We start from the raw sequence: 20,862 nt of genomic DNA on the forward strand, positions 1-20,862 counted from the left end.
GAGGGTATTGGTTTAGTGCTTCTCGAATAAACGATGTTTTCGCGTTATAGATAAATCATACTTGAAGGAAGAAAACACCGATCAAAATGAGAAACGTCATGAAACAAAACATTGTCCACATCGCATTGGTCGTTAAAGATTACGACGACGCCATTGATTTTTACGTTAATAAATTAAAATTCGATTTGGTGGAAGACACCTATCAACCGGAACAAGACAAACGTTGGGTTGTTGTTGCACCACCTAATTCAACTGGAGCGTCAATTCTGTTGGCGCGTGCATCGAAGCCTGAGCAACATGATTTTATTGGTAATCAAGCGGGTGGCAGAGTATTTCTCTTTCTTAATACGGACGATTTTTGGCGTGATTATGATCGTATGGTCAGTATAGGTATTCACTTTGTGCGTAAGCCAAAAGAGCAAGACTATGGTTGGGTCGCTGTGTTTGAAGACTTGTACGGTAATCAGTGGGACTTATTACAACTGAACTCCGATCATCCAATGGCGAAGCGAATTGATGGATAAATAAATATTTTTATCTGAGATAAAAACCACAGCAAAAATAGGGGTATAATGCGCGAAATTTTTCTCCATCTGTATCAAAGGTATTGATAGCTATGAGTCTTCCAAATTGCCCAAAATGTAATTCAGAATACGTGTATGAAGATCAAACAATGTTAGTTTGTCCTGAATGTGCTCACGAGTGGAACCCCAATGAAGTTGAAGTGGATGAAGATGCTCTCGTCATCAAAGACATGAGCGGTAAGCTTTTGCAAGAAGGTGATAAAGTGACTTTAGCGAAAGACTTAAAAGTGAAAGGTTCTTCGCAGGTTTTGAAGATCGGTACCAAAGCAACGATTAAGCGCCTTGTTGATGGCGACCACGATATCGATTGTAAAGTGGATGGTGCTGGTGACATGATGCTTAAATCTCAATTCGTGAAAAAAGCGTCTGCGTAACGTGTTTCGCATAATTTAAGAATAAAGCCAGATAAGAAAGAAGTAATTCGTTTATCTGGCTTTCCATTTCCTACCTTTATCCTCTTTCCTCTATTGGAACATCGATTGCTGATATTTACATATAATAAATGAGTAGAATAACGCTCATTTTTATTGGCTGTTTGATTTTTGAGCTATATATTTCCCATTTTTATAATTATTCGCTATATTTGAGTGATATTTTGCTCATATTGAGGCGATTTCATATGAAAATAGAAATGACAGAAGATCAGCGTCAGGCTCTGTTAATAGATCTATTGAGGCAGCACATATTGGGGGAAATCAGCCAAGGTGAATTACTAAAATATCTTCGTAAAAATATTTTAGGCGTCTCACAAACTCGCTATGCCGAATTTATTGGTGTCAGTCGTCGTACTTTAACCGATATAGAGCAAAACAAAGGTAGCCAAGCCCAAGGCATTATAGACAAAGTCTTTAAGCCTTTTGGAATCAAATCCAGCCTCGCTCCGATTCAGCCACACATGGCGTGTTACTTACTTGTGGGTAAAAGCGGACAGTAAGAAAAACTCTTCGGAGTGAAGAGTTCGGTAGGTTTAACCATTTAGTGCCAGAAGCTAGGTAATAAAAGGTTAAACTTACAATGATGTTATTTCTTCTTTCTGTAAGCAATAAATAGTAATAAGAGAAAATAAACGCTGCCAATCACTGACACCATCAAACCCGCGGGAATTTCATTCGGCGACATAATATTACGGCCTAAGTTGTCTGCGTACATCAGTAAAATCGCACCTGTCATCGCTGAAGCAGGAAGTAAATGGATATGACGATACAAACCAAGCAAACGAGCACAATGCGGTGCAAGTAAGCCGATAAAACTGATAGCGCCAATACTCGATACGCAAATAGCTGTGAGCAACGCAGCAATGACCAATAGAATGATGCGTTGACCTTTGAGAGAAACACCTAGAGTGCGCGGTAATATTTCTCCTAACGGCATTAAATCAAGGTTTCTAAGGTAAGGCAGAATCACAATACCAGCTAACACAAGTGCCATTGATAACGGCACAATTCGATCCACAGAAGCGCCATAAGTCGTTCCAGCAAGCCACATCATAGTGACGGATGCGGTTGAGCTGCCAAAGGTCAGTAGTATTTGTGTCGCCGTGCCTGAAAATGCCGTAATCACGATACCAAATAAGGCTAATTGAGACACGCTTAGTTGTTGCTTTAACCCCCAAGATAACAAACCAATTACCATGCCGGCGCCGATCAATGCGGCGATAACCAGCATAAATTGATTGGCTGCAGGGTAAATAACCAAAACACAGGCAATGACCAAGATAGCAAAGGCACTGACACCAGAAATGTCTGGGCTCGCCATTGGATTCTTGAAGAGGGTTTGCAGTAATGTACCTGCGCACGCCAAACCGACGCCGCCTAATCCAGCCAATAAAACACGTTGGTTAATCCACACTGAGCCTGCATTACTAAAAGGCTCCAAGCAGATATACAGCGTGATAAGTAAAAATAGAAATAGTCCGATTAAAATCTTAGCAGGAGAAACGTGCAGCAGAGGTTTTAGCGCAATGCTTTGACGTTCGGTGGCTGCGAGTATTCGTCCTGATCGTTGGAAGAGCAAATAAACAAAATAAGGTGCGCCGAGCAAAGCGGTAAATGCGCCAGTCGGTAAACGATATCCCAAGAACAATAAACTTCTAGAACACCATTCCGCTACCAAGACTAACATTGCTCCAATGAGTAAGGTTAAAAGCCACTGAAGTGTGATATTGCGTCCGCCAGAGTTGCATTTACCCAATAGCAATCGTGTCATATGAGGTGCCATCAAACCAACAAAACCTATCATTCCAACAATAGATGTAGCTAATGCCGCTTGTATCAGTGCAAGCAATAGAACAGCCCAGCGCCAAGGTTTGACAGATAAACCTAAGCTTGCTGCATGAGTGTCACCAAGTAAAAAAAGCGCCAATTTAGGCAAAATCAATAGACTTAATAATAAACTGATGACGATAGGTGTAATCGTTTGGTGGAGCGTCGATGTGCTGGTCTGTAATACCTGACCGCTTCCCCATAGAAACAAACCATCCATTTGATTTTCAAAATAGATGATTAATAAAGAAGACAGCGCACCCGCGCTAAGTCCTAATGCCATACCTATTAATACAATGGGCAGCTTTCCGCCACCAATTAACTGACTAACACTCAATACTGCCAAAGAAAGTAAAATAGCGCCTAATAATGCACCGGCCCATACAAGGTTCAAACCCGCTTCGGGGATTAAAATTCGTATTAATACCGCGCCTAATAATGCGCCCGCAGCGATACCTAATGTTGAAGGTGAGGCAAAGTCATTATCTAGCGTAGTTTGTATGAGTAGTCCTGAGCTACCTAGCAAAGCACCTGTTAATAACGCGATTAACGCCGTAGGTAACCAAACGTTATTGAACATAGCTGTAGCTAAATATTGATCACTGATCACAGGAGGAAAAAAAAGATAGCCGCACAACAGCAAAAGCAATAAAGCTCCGCTTAGCGAAAGTGATTTAATCATGTGGATTTTGCTGCCATGTTAGTAATGACTGGGTGAAGGCTTCGGCCATTTTAATTGCTGATAATGGACCACCGAAACTGAATAACGGAGGCACTTCTGAAAATTTGTTTTGCTTAACGAAAGGTAATAAAGGCCAAACAGGAGACTCCATCATGCGTTCGCTGTCCACTTGATTGCCCGCCAAAATAAGGTGGCTGTTTTTTAATGTCGGTAATTGTTCAAGTTGAAGATGAGTAAAGTCTTTTCCAAGTAAGCCATCTTGCCACGAATAGTCTAGTCCCAGTTGATTACTGATTGCGCCAGCAAGACTTTTGTTTGTAAACATTCTTAGGCCATAACCCATGCCAACAAATTTTCCATAGGATACTTGGCTGTTGGCTAACCCTGCTTCAGTTAGTTGTTGCTTTAGTTCTTCTAAACGCTGATGCATCGTCTGTATTGTTACTTTCGCTTCTGGGGTTTTATGAAGGGTTTTTGCAATTTCTAAGAACACGTCTTGAGATTGCTTGAAGTAACTGAACTCGGTTTGCAAAGCGTTCGGGAATTGTTGATACAACAGTGTTGGAGCAATAGTTTTTAATGAACTTAAAATTCGACGATGGCGAAATTCGTAACCAATTATTAAGTCTGGTTTTAATTTTGCGATGGCAGCAAGATTTGGTTCTTGACGACTGCCGATTTCAGTGACGGTTTTAGGTAGCGCAGGATGATTTGTTTGCCATTTTCTATAACCATTTCCTTGAGTCACACCAACAGGAACTATGTCTAAAGTAAGTAGCATTTCGGCTACAGTCCAATTCAGTGCGACCACTCTAAGTGCTGCTTTTGGTAACTCAATACAGGTGCTAAGGCATGCAGAAGTAGATTCAGCATGGGATGTATGGCTACCGAAAAAACTCAATAATAGCGTTAGGCACATGGCGTAACGTTTCATACTTGTTCCTCTGGCCATAGAATCTGTAGATCATCTAATGAATGCATTTTCACGGGAGTTTGGTAAACATTGCTGATGTCTTTAGCGTTTATAACGTCCTTTGCATTACCTTGATTTACAATTTGACCTTCGTTAATTAGAATCGCACGATCACTAAATTGGCGAGCTTGATTAAGGTCATGTAATATCCAGACGATAGTTTTATTATATTGTTGGTTTAATCGTCGCACGATTTTTAGCAAGCTTAGCTGATGGGAAATGTCTAACCAAGAAGTTGGTTCATCAAGCATCAATATATCGGTATTTTGAGCTAACACCATAGCCAACCAAGTTCGCTGTAGTTCGCCTCCAGATAAATCTGTAAGTAAACGCTCACTATAAGAATTTATTCCTGTTTCTATCATTGCCCAATCAATAATTTCTTTATCCTCTTTCGCCATCTTTTTATACCAAGGGCGGTGAGGGTGGCGGCCAAAGGTCACCAAATCAGATACGGTTAATGTGGCTGGAACCGGGTTACTTTGCGGTAAAAGTGCCAGTTTTTTAGCCAGATCACTGCGCTTAATTTCTGTTAATAATTCATCGTTTAGTGATATCTGGCCTGTTGTTGGTAATGTTAGCCCACACAAAAGAGAGAGTAAGCTACTTTTACCAGAGCCATTCGGGCCAATCAGTGCAGTGATTGAGCCTTTTTGAATTTCTCCGGTCATTCCTCGTAGAATTTTATTCCCTCCAATTTGAAGGGAAAGGTTATTAAATTGAAACAAATGTGTCTCCTAAAATTCAGCGTTATAGCTGACGGCATAAGTCCTGCTCGTGCCTTTATAGGCAAACAAGTCTTCTGAGAGCGATGAACCATAATAGATTTGCGCACGCTGAGACCATGTAGTGTAGTAATCTTTATTTAGTAAGTTTTGAATACCAAAACTAATTTTGCCGAAGGGTAGAGCGTAGTAAGAACTAAAGTGCATTAACGAATAACCATTTAGCTCTTCACCAGCGTCATCAGAATAATCTGCAAGTGTTTGCCATTGTAATTCCGCTCCGTAATCGAAATTATCGAAGCCGCCACGAATTAATGCACTAGAAGGGCTTGCAGTCTCAGCCGCTAAAGCTGACCAGCTTCCATTAGATTTAGTTTCGCTCTTGATTAAGTGTGCTTGAAAACCTGTATACCAGTTATCAGTAAAGCGATAGTTAGCTTGCCCTTCAATACCGTAGATACGTTTTTGGTCATCATTGACAATGATCGCTAAAGTGCTCGAGTCGTAAGAGGTCGTTTTATCAGAAAGTGAATAATAGGTAGCAATTTGGACGTCATACTTTGGTTTACTTAGACGCCAACCTAGCTCAAGAGAGTTTGTTTTGACTGCGTCTAATGAATTGTCATCTACACTGACACTGCTGGTCAAGTTACCACTACCATCATATTCACCGACTCCATAATATTTTGAAGGGTCAGGGAGTTCAAAACCTTGAGTTAGATTCGCCCAAAGTTGTTGGTTGTTATTTATTGTGTAAATAGTACCAATATTGGCTACTAATTCACTGTAATCTGTTTTGCCACCTTCTATCGTATCCGCACTACTTAAGTACCCGTAATCGAGAAGTATTTGTTGGGCTGTACCAACAAAGTCACTAACCTCATGAGAAACATATTGATAACGTAATCCACCTGAGACTTTCAAATCTTGATTTACACCCCAATCGGCTTGGCTAAATAAACCTATTTTTTGTGTGTCTATATCAGGATATCTATCGATTTCTCCTTGTTTATTAAAGGTTAAACCTCCTGAGCTGGTAGCTGTTTGGTCGTAATATGTCGATGTTGCTGTTGAAGACTCTAGTTGGGCATCAAGACCATGATTCAGTTTTATATTGTCGAACGCTTTGCTAAAAACTACTTTAGCGCCAATGGTTTCCGTTTTTTGTAATGAAGCAGAAAATACATAAGTAGCAGAAGTAAGAAGGTCACTACCATCGGCTATATTAGAAGGAAAAGGAAAGAATTGTATGGATTCATTACGGTAGTAGGTTTGAGCTAGAAAATTATGATCCAATACATCTTCATTACTGTACTGAACGTTTAGCATTAGACGTTCAGTACTTGGCTGTATGTCTAAATCTAATTCATCGCTGATGGTTATATCTACGTAGCCAAGAGCCCCCAATGAGTTTGTTCCGAGGTCTGCTGCATAGTTAGTGTCTTGAGCACTTTTATAATATTGTGCTGTGACAGATAAAAGCTGTTTATCATCCGGCTGATATTCAACGTTCCCCATGATATCGATAGTGTCATTAAATTGTAGATCGGTTTGCGTAATATCAGGTAACACCATGTCGCCATTGGCATCGTAATTTGCACCTGTGCTTTCGTATGAAGTAGATAAACGACCGCGAAGTTTTTCACTTCCACCAGAAACAGCCACTGCAATATTTTTACTCAAGTCGTCACTGGTCTTAAAACCAGATGTGTCACTGGAATTAAAACCAGATGAAGCTCCAATTTCTAGTTCAGTGATAGTTTCGCCTGACTCCGCTTTTTTAGTGATGATATTAATAATACCGCCTGAAGCGCCTGCACCATAAATCGCTGTCGCACCTGAAAGTACTTCTACTCGTGCAACGTTGAAAGGAGAAATACTTTCTAATTGTCGACTGACCGCTCGTGTGGAATTTAATGAAACACCATCAATCATAATTAATGCAGTACGACCTCGTAGGTTTTGGCTGGTGTTCGTCCTACTTTCTCCACCGAAGTCGTAACCTGGAATTAATCGACCTAAGGCAACTTTTAAATCCGCACCTGTGCTGATTTCACGTTCAATTTGTTCTTGATCAACGACCCACATAGTCGCAGCAACATCAGAAATAGCGGTATCTACGCCATTGGCCGTCACAATCATAGTGTCTAAGTTTTCGGCAGCATACGCTGAATGGGTAAATAGAGCTAAAGCAATGGGCGTTAATTTTGCACATAAAGCAGCTTTTTTATTCATGTTATTCCTCGTTGGAGCGGTATATTTGAGTCGTTGATCAACCGGACGTGTATAAATAGAGGTGAGAATGATACTGATTATCATTTTATTTGCAAGAAAGCGTCAATAATTAATTATAAATGTGATGTTTATGGGGATTTATACAACATTTATACGTGTTTGTTCTCGATTACACTCGGAGGGAATATTGTGGTCAGGTTGAATAAAGCTGGGTTTATATTCTTTTAATGCAGTTTTATTTTTCATGTATGTAGACGATTATGCAGACTTTCGATTTGATTTGATTTTCCAATAAGCTCTGGTGTGGTTGTTTTTTCCTAGGATTTTTCGTTCATTTCTGAGGTGATGTCTTATTCTTTTAGCTGATTCTCCTTCAAGCGCAGCCCAAACTACGTCTATATTCTCTATCCTCATTATGACACTCAAGACTTCATTAGTTTGGTGCTTAGGAAGACAAATGATTTTATGTATTTGAGAGCCTGCAGGTAGAGTGATATTTTTGAAATAGTCTTGTTCACATACTTCTGAACTGATGATAATGATTTGAGGCGGCAATGGGTTCTGCCATTCTTCGATAATACCCGCTATAGCGGGATAAGCTGTTTCATCTGCAATCAATAAAGCCTGACCTTCGATTAAGTGTGAATGTTTATCAGCGGATTCAGAACGGCTCATAATTAAGTCTCCATTACTTAACCCTTTAGCCCATTGGCTGCCTAGAGTGTCATTATGAGTGTAAATATCGATATGTCCTTGATCTGAAAATGTAGCTTGATCACTACTTTTCCACGTTTTACGTAAAGTATAAGGGCGGACATTCTTGTTCGCTCCTTTGAGTAATTTTTTGCGGTTTTTACTTGAGAGGTGTTTCATTAGCCAAATGAAAAAACGATCCAAAAGGTTTTTAACTCTATATTTTTTTCGAACTTTAGTGGTGGATTCGTTAGAGTGTTTTTTAATAGTTTTTAATAAAAAAGCATAGGCATAACCTGGATAATATTCAGGGAGAGGTGTTGTACTTTTTACCGTAAGACGAATTATGTTTGTGGTTATGTATTGCTTATTAATAACTTCAAAAAAGTGTTTGCCAGTACTAGTAAGATTACGACCTTGTTTTACCGTCGCTGCGTAAGCTAGATAGAAAATTTTGTCTTCCAATGAACCTTCTATTTGAAAAGGAAAAAAAGTCTCTTTTGGTGGTGTTTTGATATTGAATTGTATGTGAAGTAGAACACCTTCCTGAAAAATATCTAAGATTTTCGCAGACAATATTTCTTCTTCTGAGTGTTGGCTTTTTGCTATGGCTAAGACTTCTTCTGGATGATCTTGATTCACATGATCAATAATGTCGATTTTTTGGTCTATGTCAGTAATCAGTGAATATGAGTTCATAATGTCTCTGTATTTTAGCTGTAAAAAATATAGGCGCAACTGAGCTCATATTTTCAATTGATAATGATTATATATTACTGATAATCATTATCAATTTTGGATGTTGAAAAAAGATTGATATTAGGTGTTTAACAAATACATTATGTAGACTTTATTATAAACAGTCGTCATACCTTATCCGATATAGAGCAAAAAAAGAGAGTCAAGCCCAAGGCGTATCGATAAAGCCTTTAAATCCTTTTGCATCAAATCTAACCTAGTACTAACTGAACAGCATATGCTGTGTTATTTATTGGTGAGGAAAAAGGGTTAGGGAATCGCTTTTTAAATAATAAGTTAGAAGGCAACTTAATAAGTCATAAAAACTGTTAACGTTTGGTTTTTAGATTCCAATATGCTTTTGTATGGTTGTTTTTCCCTATCAGTTGACGCTCATTTCTTAGATGGTGTCGTATCTCTTTTGCTACTTGTGCTTCACAAGCGGCCCACACAACGTCTAACGAGCCAAGTACTTGTATTATTGCTAAAACGCGTCCAGGTTGCTGTTCTGGTGTGCAAACAAGATGATGAACTCGTCCTTCAGGCAAGGGAACCTTATCTTGCTCAAAGTAGCGTTGCTCGCCTTGTTCTGAGCTGATCAGGATCACATGAGGCAATAATGGATTTTTCCATTTTTCTAAAATACCAGCTAACGCTGGGTAAGCTGTTTCATCCGCGATTAATAATGCTTGTCCGTTTTCAAGGTGTGGATGTTTATCTGGGGATTCTGATCGACTCATAATGATATCCCCCACAGATAAAGCTTTTATCCATTGGCTGCCTGATGTTTCGCCATGAGTAAATACATCAATATGACCTCTATCACAAAATTCAGACGACGTATCATGCTGCCAAGATTTACGTAGTGTATATAAACGAATGTCTTTGTTGGCACGTTGTAACAGCTTTTCACGGTTTTTGGGCGATAAGTGTTTCATCAACCAAACAAACAGGTGGCCAAAAACACTTTTTATCCATGATTTTTGTTTGGATTGATTTAACAGCTCTGGGGGAATCACTGTCATTGTTTTTAAGAAAAGTGCGTAAGCATAACCAGGGTAATATTCAGGTAGCGGTGAGGCACTTTTTACGCTAATACGAATCATATTCTTGGTGATGTTTTGTTTGTCTATTATTTCAAAAAAGTGCTTTCCATTACCACTAAAGTCGCGACCTTCTTTCACTATCGCAGCATAGGCTAGATATAGAATTTGGTCTTCTAACTCGCCTTTAATTTTAAAAGGAACCAGTACCTGATCAGCAGCAGAGTCGAATTTTACTTCAATATTCACACCTTCTTCAAAAATGTCTAAAATCTTAGCAGATAGTAGGCTTTCTCCATTTTTTGTATAACTTCTAGCAATTGCTAGCACTTCTTCTGGGTGATCTTGGTTAACATGATCGATAATATCAATCTTATGATCGATGTCTTTAATAGGCGTTAAGTAACTCATAAAAAACTGTCTTTTCCTTGTGCTTTAAGTAATAAAAATAAAGTCTCACTGTGGAGACTTTATTTTCTTAGAGAAGAGCATCCTGTATTTGAATAAGTTACATACGGTACGTTGCATTAATACCAATAGTGCGAGTTTGGCCGACTGCGGCAAGAACGCCACCTCGATAGTAAACAGCATCTTCATCGGTTAAATTCTTGATATAGCCATTTATGGTTAAGTTCCCCATCATATATTGGATACGCGCATCAGCCATAACGTAATCACCAGAGATAGAGCTGCTAGTGTTATCAAGATCTGAGTAGTATTCGCCGACATGGGTTATGTCTGCGCCAAATGACCATGTAGTATCTATGTACTGAGTAAATCCAATACTTAAACTGCTTTCTGGTGCACTCGTTAATTCATTACCTTTATAGGAATCATCTTCATCTATTTCACTTTTTAGCAATCCTATCGATCCTCGAAGCTCTAGATTTTCTGTTAACCACTTCGTTGCTTCTAATTCCATTCCATAGGTAGTAGCGGCGTCGACATTGACAATAGTGAAGCTGCTTGTTCCTGCTTGGTAGTCGGTGTAATCGTTATAGAATACATTGGCATTAAGTGTTGTACCGTTATTGAAGTGGCTTTTACTGCTTAATTCAAATGATGTAACTTCTTCGCTATCATATGTATATGCAACACCTGAGAAATTAATGGCTGCACCTGATGGGCTATAACCTTGGCGAATAGTTGCACCGATAGTAGTTGAGTTTGATGCAGCGTACGTAACGCCTAGTTTAGGTAAATAATGGGTTTCATCTGTACTTTGCTCATTATTGCCACTGCCGGAGAATTGAGTAGAGCTAGTTTTATCTGTATTTTCATTTTCTATACGCAAGCCTAGTGCAATTTTTGCTTTGGATGAAAGAGAATACATACTTTCGCCATAAGCGGCTGTTGTCGCAGTAGTGTAAGCTGTTTGGATATCATAATTATCGGTCGAAAGAGAAGCATCTTTTTCTGATATAAATAAGCCTAATACACCGCTTAGGTTCGAGTCCTTACGATTAAACAGTACGCGATTTTCTAATGCCGTTGTGTCTTGATTAATATCGTATTCATAGCCTGTAGAGTAGGCATCGTCATGTATATCCGAGCTGCTTTGACTAATATGAAAGGCGTTAGTAATACCTTGGTCGAATTCGTAATCTATATCTACAGCGAAAGAGTTTGCATTGGAGTCTTGTATACGAAATTCATTAGTACCGTTTAACGTATAAGTTTGTGTTTCCATACCTTCTTCTGTGTTACTGGCAAAATTTGCGTGTTCGCCATCATTCTTATGATAGTTAATGGTAACTTTTGTTGAGAGTTCTGGAATGCTAGAAGCTTCCCATAATAATTTCCCTCGCACATTAAAGCTTTCAGATTCGCTCGGATTAGGGGTATCGTAACTACTAGTTTCATAATTCAAGAACCCTTCACCTTGAGTCTTATCAATGGCAATACGATAGGCTAACTCTTCGTCAATTATGGCTCCGGAGGACATGGCTGCGAGATTATATTTTAGGTTGCCATTCTTGTACGTTTCTAAACCTATGCGTACAGCTGCTTCAGAATCAAATGTTGGATCATTTGTATTTACGACAATCGCTCCTGCAATTGCACTTGAGCCTTGAGTTGTTGATTGTGGACCACGCAGCACTTCTACTTGTTTGGTATCCCATAGGCTACTTGGTGAAAAATTATAACCAGACCAATCTTGTGTTGTTCCGTCAATAACAGTTGCGATACGAGCACGAGCACTTGTTAAGTAAACAAGTCCACCATTTGCTGCACCACCACCAGATATTCCACGTATTGCAATATGATCAAAAGAGTCTGCAATAACGTTGGGTGCGTGGGTAGCGATATCTAGTGCGTTGTTACTCTCCCCTTTTTCTAGCTCATCTTCATTGATAACAGTTACTGCGGTAGTTGTGTCTTTGATGCTCTTATCAATTTTTTCACCGGTGATGACAATACTCTCTAATCGGATAGTTTCAGCCTGAACGTTTGGAGAGATAATCACACTATTGATCGCAATAACCGACAAAGCGACTAAAGATAGATGTGTGGGAATGTTGGTAATGCTTGTTTGGCTCATAATTTAGAGTTTCCTATATATTATTAAATACGCTATGAGATAAAGGTAATGTTACTGATAATAATCATTTCTATTGATTGCCTTTCAAATAATGTTAAAACCGGCCACTACTTTAGAAGGTATAAAATAGATTGTTGCCTTAATGCTTAATGTTTAGGTATCACGTTGTGTATGGGTATCGAAATGATGGATTTTCGCTTAAGTAGAAAGCAAATAAATAGAGCAATCCCTAATGTGAGGACGACACCTGCTATGACAACGGTGCTGTAACCAATGTGTTTCGCGATAGTCATACTAATAGCGGAATAAGCAAATCCCAGTAGAGACGCAAAGCTGAACTGTAGAGTAAAGAAAGTGGCCTTATGTATAGTTTGTGCGGCTTTGTCCATTATGATGGTTGATGAGATAACTAACAGCGCAGGAAAACTTATAAAGTGCACAGTGATTGCGGCGTAAACCATTGGTTTTTCAGTAAAGCCGAGCGTCAATGGTATTATTAAAGCTAACGCGAATACTTGAACGAATAGAGCGCTAATCAGAGCATTAACTTGACCTATTCTAGAGATCAAAGGTGTTGCTAATAAGGCTGAGATAAGGCCAACGGCAGAGCCGAAAATTTTCATTACAAATCCAATGTCACCAAATTGCCAACCACCATCGACAAGTAAAGGTGTGAGCAGAGCAAAACCACAAGTAGAGCCAATAGGGTAAAGTGCCATAATGACGAACCAGTGTTTGTTTTGCTTTATAAAGTCTTTGATACCACGTAATAAATGCTTGTGTTCTTCCTGTTGTGGTTGGTTATCCATCGATTCTTCTGGCTCGTTGAATAGCACCATTTGAATAAGAGAAATACTGGTTAAAGCCGCCAATAGCCATAATGATCCATGCCATTCAAGCCAAGGGTAGAACATAAGTATCAGGCCGCCGCCAATAATATTACCCAATAAGTTACCTGAGAATTGCACGCTGCTAGCGAGTTTACGTGCATCAGGAGCGAACAGCTTGCAGGATAAACCATCTATAGCGACATCTTGAACACTCAGACTAAATACATAAAAGGTGAGTATGACTATTATCCAAGTAAACTGGTTCTCGAAATCCATCGCTCCTGCAATGACTAATAATAATGTCATGCTTGCTTGGGCAATAATTAGCCAGCTACGATATTTCCCTTGTAGAGATAAGCGATATTTATCAATAAGAGGTGCATAAAATACTTTGCCCATTAGGGGTAATACGGCCAGATTCAGCAGCGCAAGTTTATCTAGGGCAACGCCTTGCTGCCGTAAAATGGCGACTGCTGCAGATAATATGAATGCGATACCTATGTATTGGGTTACGTAGATGCTAGCTAACATGAACCAAGGGTATTGAGTCGTCGAACCAAATTTCATGTTTTATTCCGGTATTTAGTATTAATCGATAATTTCAAAAAGAGCTTCAACGTAGCCACTGTTAAATGGTCGTGGGAAGTCGTATTAGAAATTTATTGGAATGATTTTAATTCTTATTCAGAGGGAGTTCTTTTGAATAGAGACATGTTACTTTTGAAATAAGATAATTTTTAATAACTATCATTTATAAAATGACCGCTTATATGGCCAATGAGCGTCTGAAATCACTTGGAGAAAGTCCTATTTCTTGCTTAAACAAAGTCGCAAAGTGAGCTTGGCTTCTAAAGCCAATATTATGGGCAATTTCAGAAATAGAGTCTTTTCCGGTTAATTGCTCTAGGGCAGATTCAATACGAGCTTTTTTCAGCCAATCACGAAAGCTGCTACCAACTAATTCCTTTATGTCTTGTTTAACATACGTTGGATTACTTCCTGCCATGCGGGAGACCGAGGCTAGAGTCCATTCTTCTGATAAATGAGATTGAATATAATTAAGTGAATTTTGCAATTTCATCACTCTTGAAGTTAAAATATTTTGATCTTGTTCATGCCTTTTATGAAGAAATAATGACAAAACTTCAAGAGCCTTAGCTTTAATAAATAGCTCCCTCTCTACCCCTTGAAACGTACATTGCCAGACAGCTTCACAGCAGCTAAGAATATCTCTTGGAACTGGTCCAGACTCAGCAAGTCTGTCTTTTCTTATTGTTGTTGCTGTAGTGATACCTTTTAATTTAGGTAAAATATATTCATTGAATTGATTCAGTGGCAACATAATCGAAAATGTTTGCCAAATACTATTGCTAGGGAAATGAAGTTTGCTGATAGCAGCCTCTTCAACAGCAGCTACAATATATTTATAGCTGTAATCGCAGCTTTTATAGCCGTCATCATCAAATGTTTCACAACGGCATTGGCCTAGCATGGAAATATATAAACCAGGCATGAAGTAGTTTTCAATTTCGGTTTCTTCTGGAAACCGATGATTAACAATACGTACACAACTTTGAGAATCAAAATCGAGGTTTAAGTGCTCAAACGTTGCTACATTCTCGACTGGATGACTTAGCAAAATAAACTCTCCTCTTTCAGTTCCAATGAAACATTCAATCAAATTCGGTATTAAGAATCATTATCACTTATAATGTACTATATTTGAAATGAAAAAACCGCTTTCTGGATGATTCTAGAAAGCGGTTTTAAGATTAGAGTGTTTTGGTAGAAAAGAAATCCACTAGCGCATTGGCTTAATTACGAATCAAGTAATCAAATGCGCCCAAGGCTGCTGTTGCACCAGATCCCATTGATATGATGATTTGCTTGTAAGGTGTTGTTGTCACATCACCCGCTGCAAAGACACCTGGTATTGAGGTTTCACCATGAGCGTTGATAACGATTTCGCCACGGTTAGACAATGCTAGTGTGTCCTGTAGGAACTCACTATTTGGTACTAAACCGATTTGTACAAAAATACCAGCAACATCAACAAGGTGTGACTCATCGTTTTTGCGGTCTGTGTATTTCAAGCCGATCACACGTTCGCCATCGCCGATTACTTCTGTTGTCATGGCTTCTTTGATGATAGTAACGTTAGCTAAAGACTCGGCTTTTCTAACCAATACTTCGTCGGCACGTAATGTGTCGCCAAATTCTAAAACGGTAACGTGTTCAACAATACCCGCAAGGTCGATCGCCGCTTCAATACCAGAGTTACCACCACCGATAACCGCTGTTTTCTTACCTTTGAACAATGGGCCGTCACAGTGTGGGCAGTAAGCAACGCCTTTACCACGGTATTCTTGCTCGCCCGGAACGTTCATTTCTCTCCAGCGTGCACCTGTTGCTAAGATGACGGTTTTACTTTTTAGTACGGCACCATTTTCTAGTTCAACTTCAACGAATTCTTTCTTCTCTAGGCGAACCGCTTTTTGCGTTTTCATCAAATCAACATCGTAATCAAGTACATGCTGTTCAAGGCCTGCAACCAATTTCGGGCCGTCTGTTGCTTTTACAGAGATGAAGTTTTCAATCGCCATGGTATCGGCTACTTGACCGCCAAATCGCTCTGCAACCACACCAGTACGAATACCTTTACGAGCGGCATAAATAGCTGCGGCTGCACCTGCAGGGCCACCGCCAACTACTAATACATCGTATGGTGCTTTTTCTGCTAATGCGGACGCTTGTTTATCGGCTGCGCCAGTGTCTACTTTGTTTAGAATTTCTTCTAACGTCATGCGGCCTTGACCGAAATGTTCGCCATTCAAGTAAACAGACGGAACGGCCATGATGTTCAAGCCATTTACTTCGTCTTGGAACAGCGCGCCGTCGATCATAGTCGCGGTTACTTTAGGATTCAGAGCTGCCATTAAGTTTGTTGCTTGCACAATGTCAGGACAGTTATGACAAGATAGAGAAATGTACACTTCAAAGTTTAATTCAGTGTCTAATGTTTTAATTTGTTCTAACAGTTCTGGTGCTGCTTTAGATGGGTGACCGCCTGCTTGCAGTAGAGCCAATACTAAAGAGGTAAATTCGTGGCCCATTGGAATGCCTGCAAAACGCACGCGAGGAGCTTTTCCTATTGGAGCAATGGCCATTTGTGGCGCTCTACCTGTTGAATTTTCGTCTACAGTTAAAGTAATTCTATCGCTTTGAAGTTCTGAGATTTCACTAGCTAAGCTAAGTAACTCTTGTGATTTCTCAGTACCATTTGTGGACACAGTAATTTCAATCGGATTAACGATATTCTTTAGGTATGCGCCCAATTGCTGCTTAATATTTGCTTCTAACATAATGTTTAACCCGTTAAAACTGAGGGATTACTGTAAATTTCGGATATAAAAATCCATACCTAGCAAGCATAAGGCTTGAGGTCTGTATTCCGAAATAATGTGTATTAAGGCTTTTATCCAAGATTTAGGCAAAGCCCGAAGTTGGGTGCGGCGCACCCAACTGGGAGAGTCGTCTTAGATTTTTCCGACTAGATCTAGAGAAGGAGCAAGTGTCGCTTCGCCTTCCTTCCATTTTGCAGGACAAACTTCACCTGGGTGAGCAGCAACATATTGTGCTGCTTTTACTTTGCGAAGTAGGTCTTCAGCGTCACGGCCGATACCTTCTGCCGTAATTTCCATTGCTTGAATTGTGCCTTCTGGATCAACTAAGAAAGTTGCACGATCTGCAAGGCCTTGACCTTCACGCATCACGCCAAAATTGTTTGTGATTTTTCCAGACTGATCACCAACCATGTAATAGTTGATTTTACCGATTGTTTCTGAGCTGTCATGCCACGCTTTGTGAGTGAAATGAGTATCAGTAGAAACAGAAAATACTTCTACGCCGCGAGACTGAAGCTCTGCGTAGTGGTCTGCAACATCACCAAGTTCAGTAGGGCAAACAAACGTGAAGTCAGCTGGGTAGAAAAAGAAGATAGACCATTTGCCTAGAACGTCTTTTTCAGAAATTTCTACGAATTCGCCAGATTTGAAAGCAGAGGCGTTGAACGGTTTAATTTGAGTATTGATCATTGTGTATCTCCTAGTGAGTAAAAATTTTTTTCAGTGCGTTACCAACAGAGTCTATATTAGAGAAGAAACGTCAATTTATGAAATTGTTATTTACTAGTATTTTGATTGTTAAAAACTATCGGTATGTTGTTTCAAATAAAAAGCCTCAACAGTGTAATAACTATTGAGGCTTTTGAACTGTTCACTTGAAGTTAGTAGAGCTTCTAATTCATCAGTAAGCGTGTTGTTATTTCTGAGACATCGTCATAGGTAAATAGGTGACGATTTCTGGAAATATACTGATTAACAAAATGGCTACGCCAATAAGTAGAAAGAATGGCAAGGCCGCTTTTGCTACATACAGAATATTTTTCCCTGTTAATGCTTGAATCACAAACAGATTGAAACCCACGGGTGGCGTTATTTGTGACATCTCTACGACTAACACAATGAAGATACCAAACCATAAGAGATCAATATTTGCCGCTTGTACCATAGGCAATATCACTGCAACGGTAAGTACTACGACAGAAATACCATCTAAGAAGCAACCAAGAATTACAAACAAAACGGTCAGATATAAAATTAATTCCATTGGTGAAAGCGACATGCTTGCTATCCACACCGCTAATGCCTTAGGGATTCCTAAAAAGCCCATAGCAAGTGTTAGAAAGTGTGCTCCAACCAGAATAAAGCCAATCATACCTGAGCTTTTTACGGCGCCTAATAAACTCTCCATAAAGCTATGACGAGTTAAGGAACCTGTAAACGCGGCTAAAATCAAAGCACCAGTAACACCGATTGCCGCAGCTTCTGTTGGAGTGGTTATGCCTCCGTAAATAGAGCCTAAAACAAAGCCTATTAGTCCCATTACAGGTAGTAATTTAGTTAAACCTTTAATGCGAGCAGACCAGCTTATATCGTGATCGACAGTCTTAGGTAATTCATCTTTGTGTAAATGGCCCCAAATCATGGTGAAGCCCATAAACAGGGAAACCAATAATAAACCTGGTAATGCGCCGGCAATGAATAGACGAGCAATAGAAACTTCTGCTGCGACACCATAAACGATCAGAATGATAGACGGTGGAATCAATAAACCAAGCGTCCCTGACCCAGCTAATGTACCAATTGCCATACGGTCGCTGTAACCTTGTTTACGAAGTTCAGGTAATGTCATTCGTCCAATAGTCGCTGCTGTCGCAGCAGATGAACCAGAAACAGCCGCAAAAATACCGCAACTCAGAATATTTACATGTAGCAATTTACCCGGTACACCACCGAGCCAAGGTGATAAGCCTTTAAACAAATCTTCAGACAGACGCGTACGAAATAACACTTCGCCCATCCAAATAAACAGAGGTAGGGCTGTTAGTGACCAAGCAGTACTCGCTCCCCAGCTAGAAGTAGCGAAGAGTAAATCTACCTGATAATTTTCAGATAATATTAAACCTAAACCACCGACCGTAATAAGCGTAAAAGATACCCAAACACCCATTGATAAAAGAAAGAACATGGCAAACGCCAAAAGAATTGAAATCCACATCATATCCATTAGATTTCCTCCAAAGCGAGTGCATCTTCTTGTTCACTGTATGTTGGTTGTTTGCCTTTGAGCAGCATGACGAGAGCATCGATGATAGCGAATGTCAGAGCAATAACACCTAAAGCGACAGGAACTTGAGGAATCCACAATGGCACTGGCACATAGCCGTAGGACACTTCTTCATAAATATAGGATTCATACACCATAAAAGAGCAGGCGTAAGACAAATAAGACATTAAACAGAATGACAGAATTAAAATAGAGCCTTCTTGGATTTTTCGTGGCACAGGTGAAAAGCGTTGTATCAATAAAGTAACGCGTATGTGTCCACCTTCACGGAAAGTATAAGCCAAGCCTAAAAAGGTTGAGGCAGCCAGTGCGTAACCCGCAAAGTCTTCTGCGGAAGGTACAATGAAACCGAACAAACGTCCGATAATTTGCGCCAACAACAACAAGGTAATAATGACGATACACAGACCTGATAATAGGCCTGAGCACTGGTAAAGTTTTTCTTTTAGTTGGCTCATAGAGTTCACTTTTATAAGACAGTATTCGGAGTTTCTTACGTAGTATGATAAAAGACGTTTACATCAAACCAACTATATTTGGTCAGATGTAAACGATTGTATAGCAATGAAAAGGTATTATTTCTCGTAGTTATAAAGAATAGCTGCAACGTCTTTAGGTGCTTCAGCTTTCCATTCGTCAGACATTGTTTTACCAATGGCTTTTAGTTCTTTAATTAACTCTGGAGAAGGTTGAGAAACCGTCATGCCATTTGCAATCAACGTCGCTTTATCTTTCGCTGCACGTGCTGCTACGCCTGCCCAACCAGCACTTTCTGCATTTGCCGCTGCATCTAAAATGATTTCTTGAGACGCTTTATCTAAACGACGGAAAGCACGTTTGTTTACAACAACAATGTTTTTTGGGATCCAAGCACTAATCTCAGTGAAGTGGTTTACATAATCCCATGCTTGGCTATCAACACCTGTAGATGGTGATGTAACCATTGCTTGAATGATGCCTGTACTAAAAGCCTGTGGAATATCAGGTACTTGAATCGTAGTAGGCGTTGTTCCCATTAAATCAGCTAAGCGTGATGTAGATGGGCTGTAAGCACGCATTTTAGCGCCTTCTAGATCAGCCAATTTATTTACTGGTTCTTTACTGTAAAGGCTTTGGGCTGGCCATGCTACTGCGTAAAGAAGAACCATGCCGTCTTTATCAAGTGCTTTTGCTACAGCTGGTTTTGCTGCTTTCCATAATTTTTCTGCATCTGGATAAGTCGTTGCTAGAAACGGAATGTTATCGTGTTTATAAATAGGATTTTCGTTACCTAAAATCCCCATGAAGACTTCACCCATTTGGACTTGACCAGTTTTAACTGAGCGAGGAATCTCGGTATGTTTCACTAAAGAGCCACCAGAGTGAACCGTGATGTCTAGTTCGCCTTTGGTGTTATCTTTTACTTCTTGAGCAAAGTTGTAAGCGATTTGAGTAGGTAAATTACCATCGCCGTAAGGTGTTGGCATGTGCCATTTTTCGGCAAAGCTGGCAGTAGACGCAAGTCCACCAAGAAGTAACGCGCTGGTTAGTTTTAGCATTTTTATGATTCCTATATAAATGTGGTTATTCTATTTTAATGGATCGAATGTAATATTCGCAGCTGACGCTCTGAATGATTACAATAATCTCTCTAATTCTTTTATGCACTAAAAAGTAGCAAGAATAGTGTTTTTTTCTGTATTTATAAATAACTTCAAAGGTATGAAATAGGCCGATAGGCCCCATATACAGGGTTGGCGTACATGATTTTTGAAGTGACTTAGACCTCTTTAATTTTTTAAAAGATAGCGACAATAGCTTAAGCATATATTGAGCCAAAAAATGTCATAGATATTTTTATAACTTCTTTTATTTAAACTCTTAAATAA

17 protein-coding genes are annotated in these 20,862 nt (G+C 39.6%); 3 read left to right on the forward strand and 14 right to left on the reverse strand.

Annotated features, from left to right (window positions below):
* Positions 1–98: 98 nt before the first annotated feature.
* The 3 genes from IF202_RS06965 to IF202_RS06975 all read left to right on the forward strand — a co-directional run bounded on the left by IF202_RS06965 (position 99) and on the right by IF202_RS06975 (position 1,518).
* Positions 99–524: a VOC family protein gene (locus tag IF202_RS06965; protein WP_191594165.1), complete on the forward strand. Its 426-nt coding sequence runs from the start codon at positions 99–101 to the stop codon at positions 522–524.
* A gap of 92 nt (positions 525–616) precedes the next feature.
* A complete protein-coding gene (locus tag IF202_RS06970; protein ID WP_191594166.1) occupies positions 617–958 on the forward strand; it encodes a zinc ribbon domain-containing protein YjdM in 342 nt (113 codons plus the stop codon).
* A gap of 245 nt (positions 959–1,203) precedes the next feature.
* Positions 1,204–1,518, forward strand: a complete 315-nt coding sequence (locus tag IF202_RS06975) for a helix-turn-helix domain-containing protein (protein WP_191594167.1) — start codon at positions 1,204–1,206, stop codon at positions 1,516–1,518.
* A gap of 86 nt (positions 1,519–1,604) precedes the next feature.
* On the opposite strand, the gene IF202_RS06980 is transcribed toward IF202_RS06975, so the two are convergent.
* The 14 genes from IF202_RS06980 to IF202_RS07045 all read right to left on the reverse strand — a co-directional run bounded on the left by IF202_RS06980 (position 1,605) and on the right by IF202_RS07045 (position 20,532).
* Positions 1,605–3,527 carry an iron ABC transporter permease gene (locus tag IF202_RS06980; protein WP_191594168.1) on the reverse strand — a complete coding sequence of 641 codons (1,923 nt, stop codon included), beginning with the start codon at positions 3,525–3,527 and terminating at the stop codon, positions 1,605–1,607.
* Entirely contained in the window at positions 3,520–4,461 is a 942-nt protein-coding gene (locus IF202_RS06985) for an ABC transporter substrate-binding protein (RefSeq protein WP_191594169.1), read from the reverse strand. Before IF202_RS06985 ends, IF202_RS06980 begins: the two co-directional genes overlap by 8 nt.
* Positions 4,458–5,228, reverse strand: a complete 771-nt coding sequence (locus tag IF202_RS06990; protein ID WP_206705411.1) for an ABC transporter ATP-binding protein — start codon at positions 5,226–5,228, stop codon at positions 4,458–4,460. Before IF202_RS06990 ends, IF202_RS06985 begins: the two co-directional genes overlap by 4 nt.
* Before the next feature lie 9 nt (positions 5,229–5,237).
* Positions 5,238–7,460: a TonB-dependent receptor gene (locus tag IF202_RS06995; RefSeq protein ID WP_191594170.1), complete on the reverse strand. Its 2,223-nt coding sequence runs from the start codon at positions 7,458–7,460 to the stop codon at positions 5,238–5,240.
* Between the two features lie 258 nt (positions 7,461–7,718).
* Positions 7,719–8,852 carry a siderophore-interacting protein gene (locus IF202_RS07000; RefSeq protein WP_191594171.1) on the reverse strand — a complete coding sequence of 378 codons (1,134 nt, stop codon included), beginning with the start codon at positions 8,850–8,852 and terminating at the stop codon, positions 7,719–7,721.
* Positions 8,853–9,220: 368 nt separating this feature from the next.
* Positions 9,221–10,345, reverse strand: a complete 1,125-nt coding sequence (locus IF202_RS07005; RefSeq protein ID WP_191594172.1) for a siderophore-interacting protein — start codon at positions 10,343–10,345, stop codon at positions 9,221–9,223.
* 97 nt (positions 10,346–10,442) lie between these two features.
* Positions 10,443–12,476 carry a TonB-dependent receptor gene (locus tag IF202_RS07010; RefSeq protein ID WP_191594173.1) on the reverse strand — a complete coding sequence of 678 codons (2,034 nt, stop codon included), beginning with the start codon at positions 12,474–12,476 and terminating at the stop codon, positions 10,443–10,445.
* A 146-nt stretch (positions 12,477–12,622) separates the two neighbouring features.
* Positions 12,623–13,873 carry an MFS transporter gene (locus tag IF202_RS07015; protein ID WP_191594174.1) on the reverse strand — a complete coding sequence of 417 codons (1,251 nt, stop codon included), beginning with the start codon at positions 13,871–13,873 and terminating at the stop codon, positions 12,623–12,625.
* Positions 13,874–14,072: 199 nt separating this feature from the next.
* Positions 14,073–14,945, reverse strand: a complete 873-nt coding sequence (locus IF202_RS07020; RefSeq protein ID WP_191594175.1) for a helix-turn-helix domain-containing protein — start codon at positions 14,943–14,945, stop codon at positions 14,073–14,075.
* A gap of 175 nt (positions 14,946–15,120) precedes the next feature.
* Positions 15,121–16,668 carry an alkyl hydroperoxide reductase subunit F gene (gene ahpF, locus IF202_RS07025; protein WP_191594176.1) on the reverse strand — a complete coding sequence of 516 codons (1,548 nt, stop codon included), beginning with the start codon at positions 16,666–16,668 and terminating at the stop codon, positions 15,121–15,123.
* Positions 16,669–16,842: 174 nt separating this feature from the next.
* Positions 16,843–17,400 (reverse strand): alkyl hydroperoxide reductase subunit C, encoded by a 558-nt coding sequence (gene ahpC, locus IF202_RS07030; protein ID WP_191594177.1) that lies wholly within the window; start codon positions 17,398–17,400, stop codon positions 16,843–16,845.
* A 226-nt stretch (positions 17,401–17,626) separates the two neighbouring features.
* Positions 17,627–18,934 carry a TRAP transporter large permease gene (locus IF202_RS07035; protein WP_191594178.1) on the reverse strand — a complete coding sequence of 436 codons (1,308 nt, stop codon included), beginning with the start codon at positions 18,932–18,934 and terminating at the stop codon, positions 17,627–17,629.
* The gene (locus IF202_RS07040; protein WP_191594179.1) at positions 18,934–19,452 is read right to left on the reverse strand and encodes a TRAP transporter small permease; all 519 of its coding nucleotides are present in this window, start codon (positions 19,450–19,452) and stop codon (positions 18,934–18,936) included. The genes IF202_RS07035 and IF202_RS07040 overlap by 1 nt, the downstream gene beginning before the upstream one ends.
* Before the next feature lie 117 nt (positions 19,453–19,569).
* The gene (locus IF202_RS07045; protein ID WP_191594180.1) at positions 19,570–20,532 is read right to left on the reverse strand and encodes a TRAP transporter substrate-binding protein; all 963 of its coding nucleotides are present in this window, start codon (positions 20,530–20,532) and stop codon (positions 19,570–19,572) included.
* Positions 20,533–20,862 lie beyond the last annotated feature (330 nt).

The sequence above is a fragment of the Marinomonas colpomeniae genome, assembly GCF_014803385.1.
Taxonomy (GTDB): Bacteria; Pseudomonadota; Gammaproteobacteria; order Pseudomonadales; family Marinomonadaceae; genus Marinomonas; species Marinomonas colpomeniae.

What these genes read in the sequence shown, in the direction of transcription:
- IF202_RS06965 (WP_191594165.1), top strand. Translation starts at nt 99, where the DNA reads ATGAAACAAAACATTGTCCACATCGCATTGGTCGTTAAAGATTACGAC.
- IF202_RS06970 (WP_191594166.1), top strand. Translation starts at nt 617, where the DNA reads ATGAGTCTTCCAAATTGCCCAAAATGTAATTCAGAATACGTGTATGAA.
- IF202_RS06975 (WP_191594167.1), top strand. Translation starts at nt 1,204, where the DNA reads ATGAAAATAGAAATGACAGAAGATCAGCGTCAGGCTCTGTTAATAGAT.
- IF202_RS06980 (WP_191594168.1), bottom strand. Translation starts at nt 3,527, where the DNA reads ATGATTAAATCACTTTCGCTAAGCGGAGCTTTATTGCTTTTGCTGTTG.
- IF202_RS06985 (WP_191594169.1), bottom strand. Translation starts at nt 4,461, where the DNA reads ATGAAACGTTACGCCATGTGCCTAACGCTATTATTGAGTTTTTTCGGT.
- IF202_RS06995 (WP_191594170.1), bottom strand. Translation starts at nt 7,460, where the DNA reads ATGAATAAAAAAGCTGCTTTATGTGCAAAATTAACGCCCATTGCTTTA.
- IF202_RS07000 (WP_191594171.1), bottom strand. Translation starts at nt 8,852, where the DNA reads ATGAACTCATATTCACTGATTACTGACATAGACCAAAAAATCGACATT.
- IF202_RS07005 (WP_191594172.1), bottom strand. Translation starts at nt 10,345, where the DNA reads ATGAGTTACTTAACGCCTATTAAAGACATCGATCATAAGATTGATATT.
- IF202_RS07010 (WP_191594173.1), bottom strand. Translation starts at nt 12,476, where the DNA reads ATGAGCCAAACAAGCATTACCAACATTCCCACACATCTATCTTTAGTC.
- IF202_RS07015 (WP_191594174.1), bottom strand. Translation starts at nt 13,873, where the DNA reads ATGAAATTTGGTTCGACGACTCAATACCCTTGGTTCATGTTAGCTAGC.
- ahpF (WP_191594176.1), bottom strand. Translation starts at nt 16,668, where the DNA reads ATGTTAGAAGCAAATATTAAGCAGCAATTGGGCGCATACCTAAAGAAT.
- ahpC (WP_191594177.1), bottom strand. Translation starts at nt 17,400, where the DNA reads ATGATCAATACTCAAATTAAACCGTTCAACGCCTCTGCTTTCAAATCT.
- IF202_RS07035 (WP_191594178.1), bottom strand. Translation starts at nt 18,934, where the DNA reads ATGGATATGATGTGGATTTCAATTCTTTTGGCGTTTGCCATGTTCTTT.
- IF202_RS07040 (WP_191594179.1), bottom strand. Translation starts at nt 19,452, where the DNA reads ATGAGCCAACTAAAAGAAAAACTTTACCAGTGCTCAGGCCTATTATCA.
- IF202_RS07045 (WP_191594180.1), bottom strand. Translation starts at nt 20,532, where the DNA reads ATGCTAAAACTAACCAGCGCGTTACTTCTTGGTGGACTTGCGTCTACT.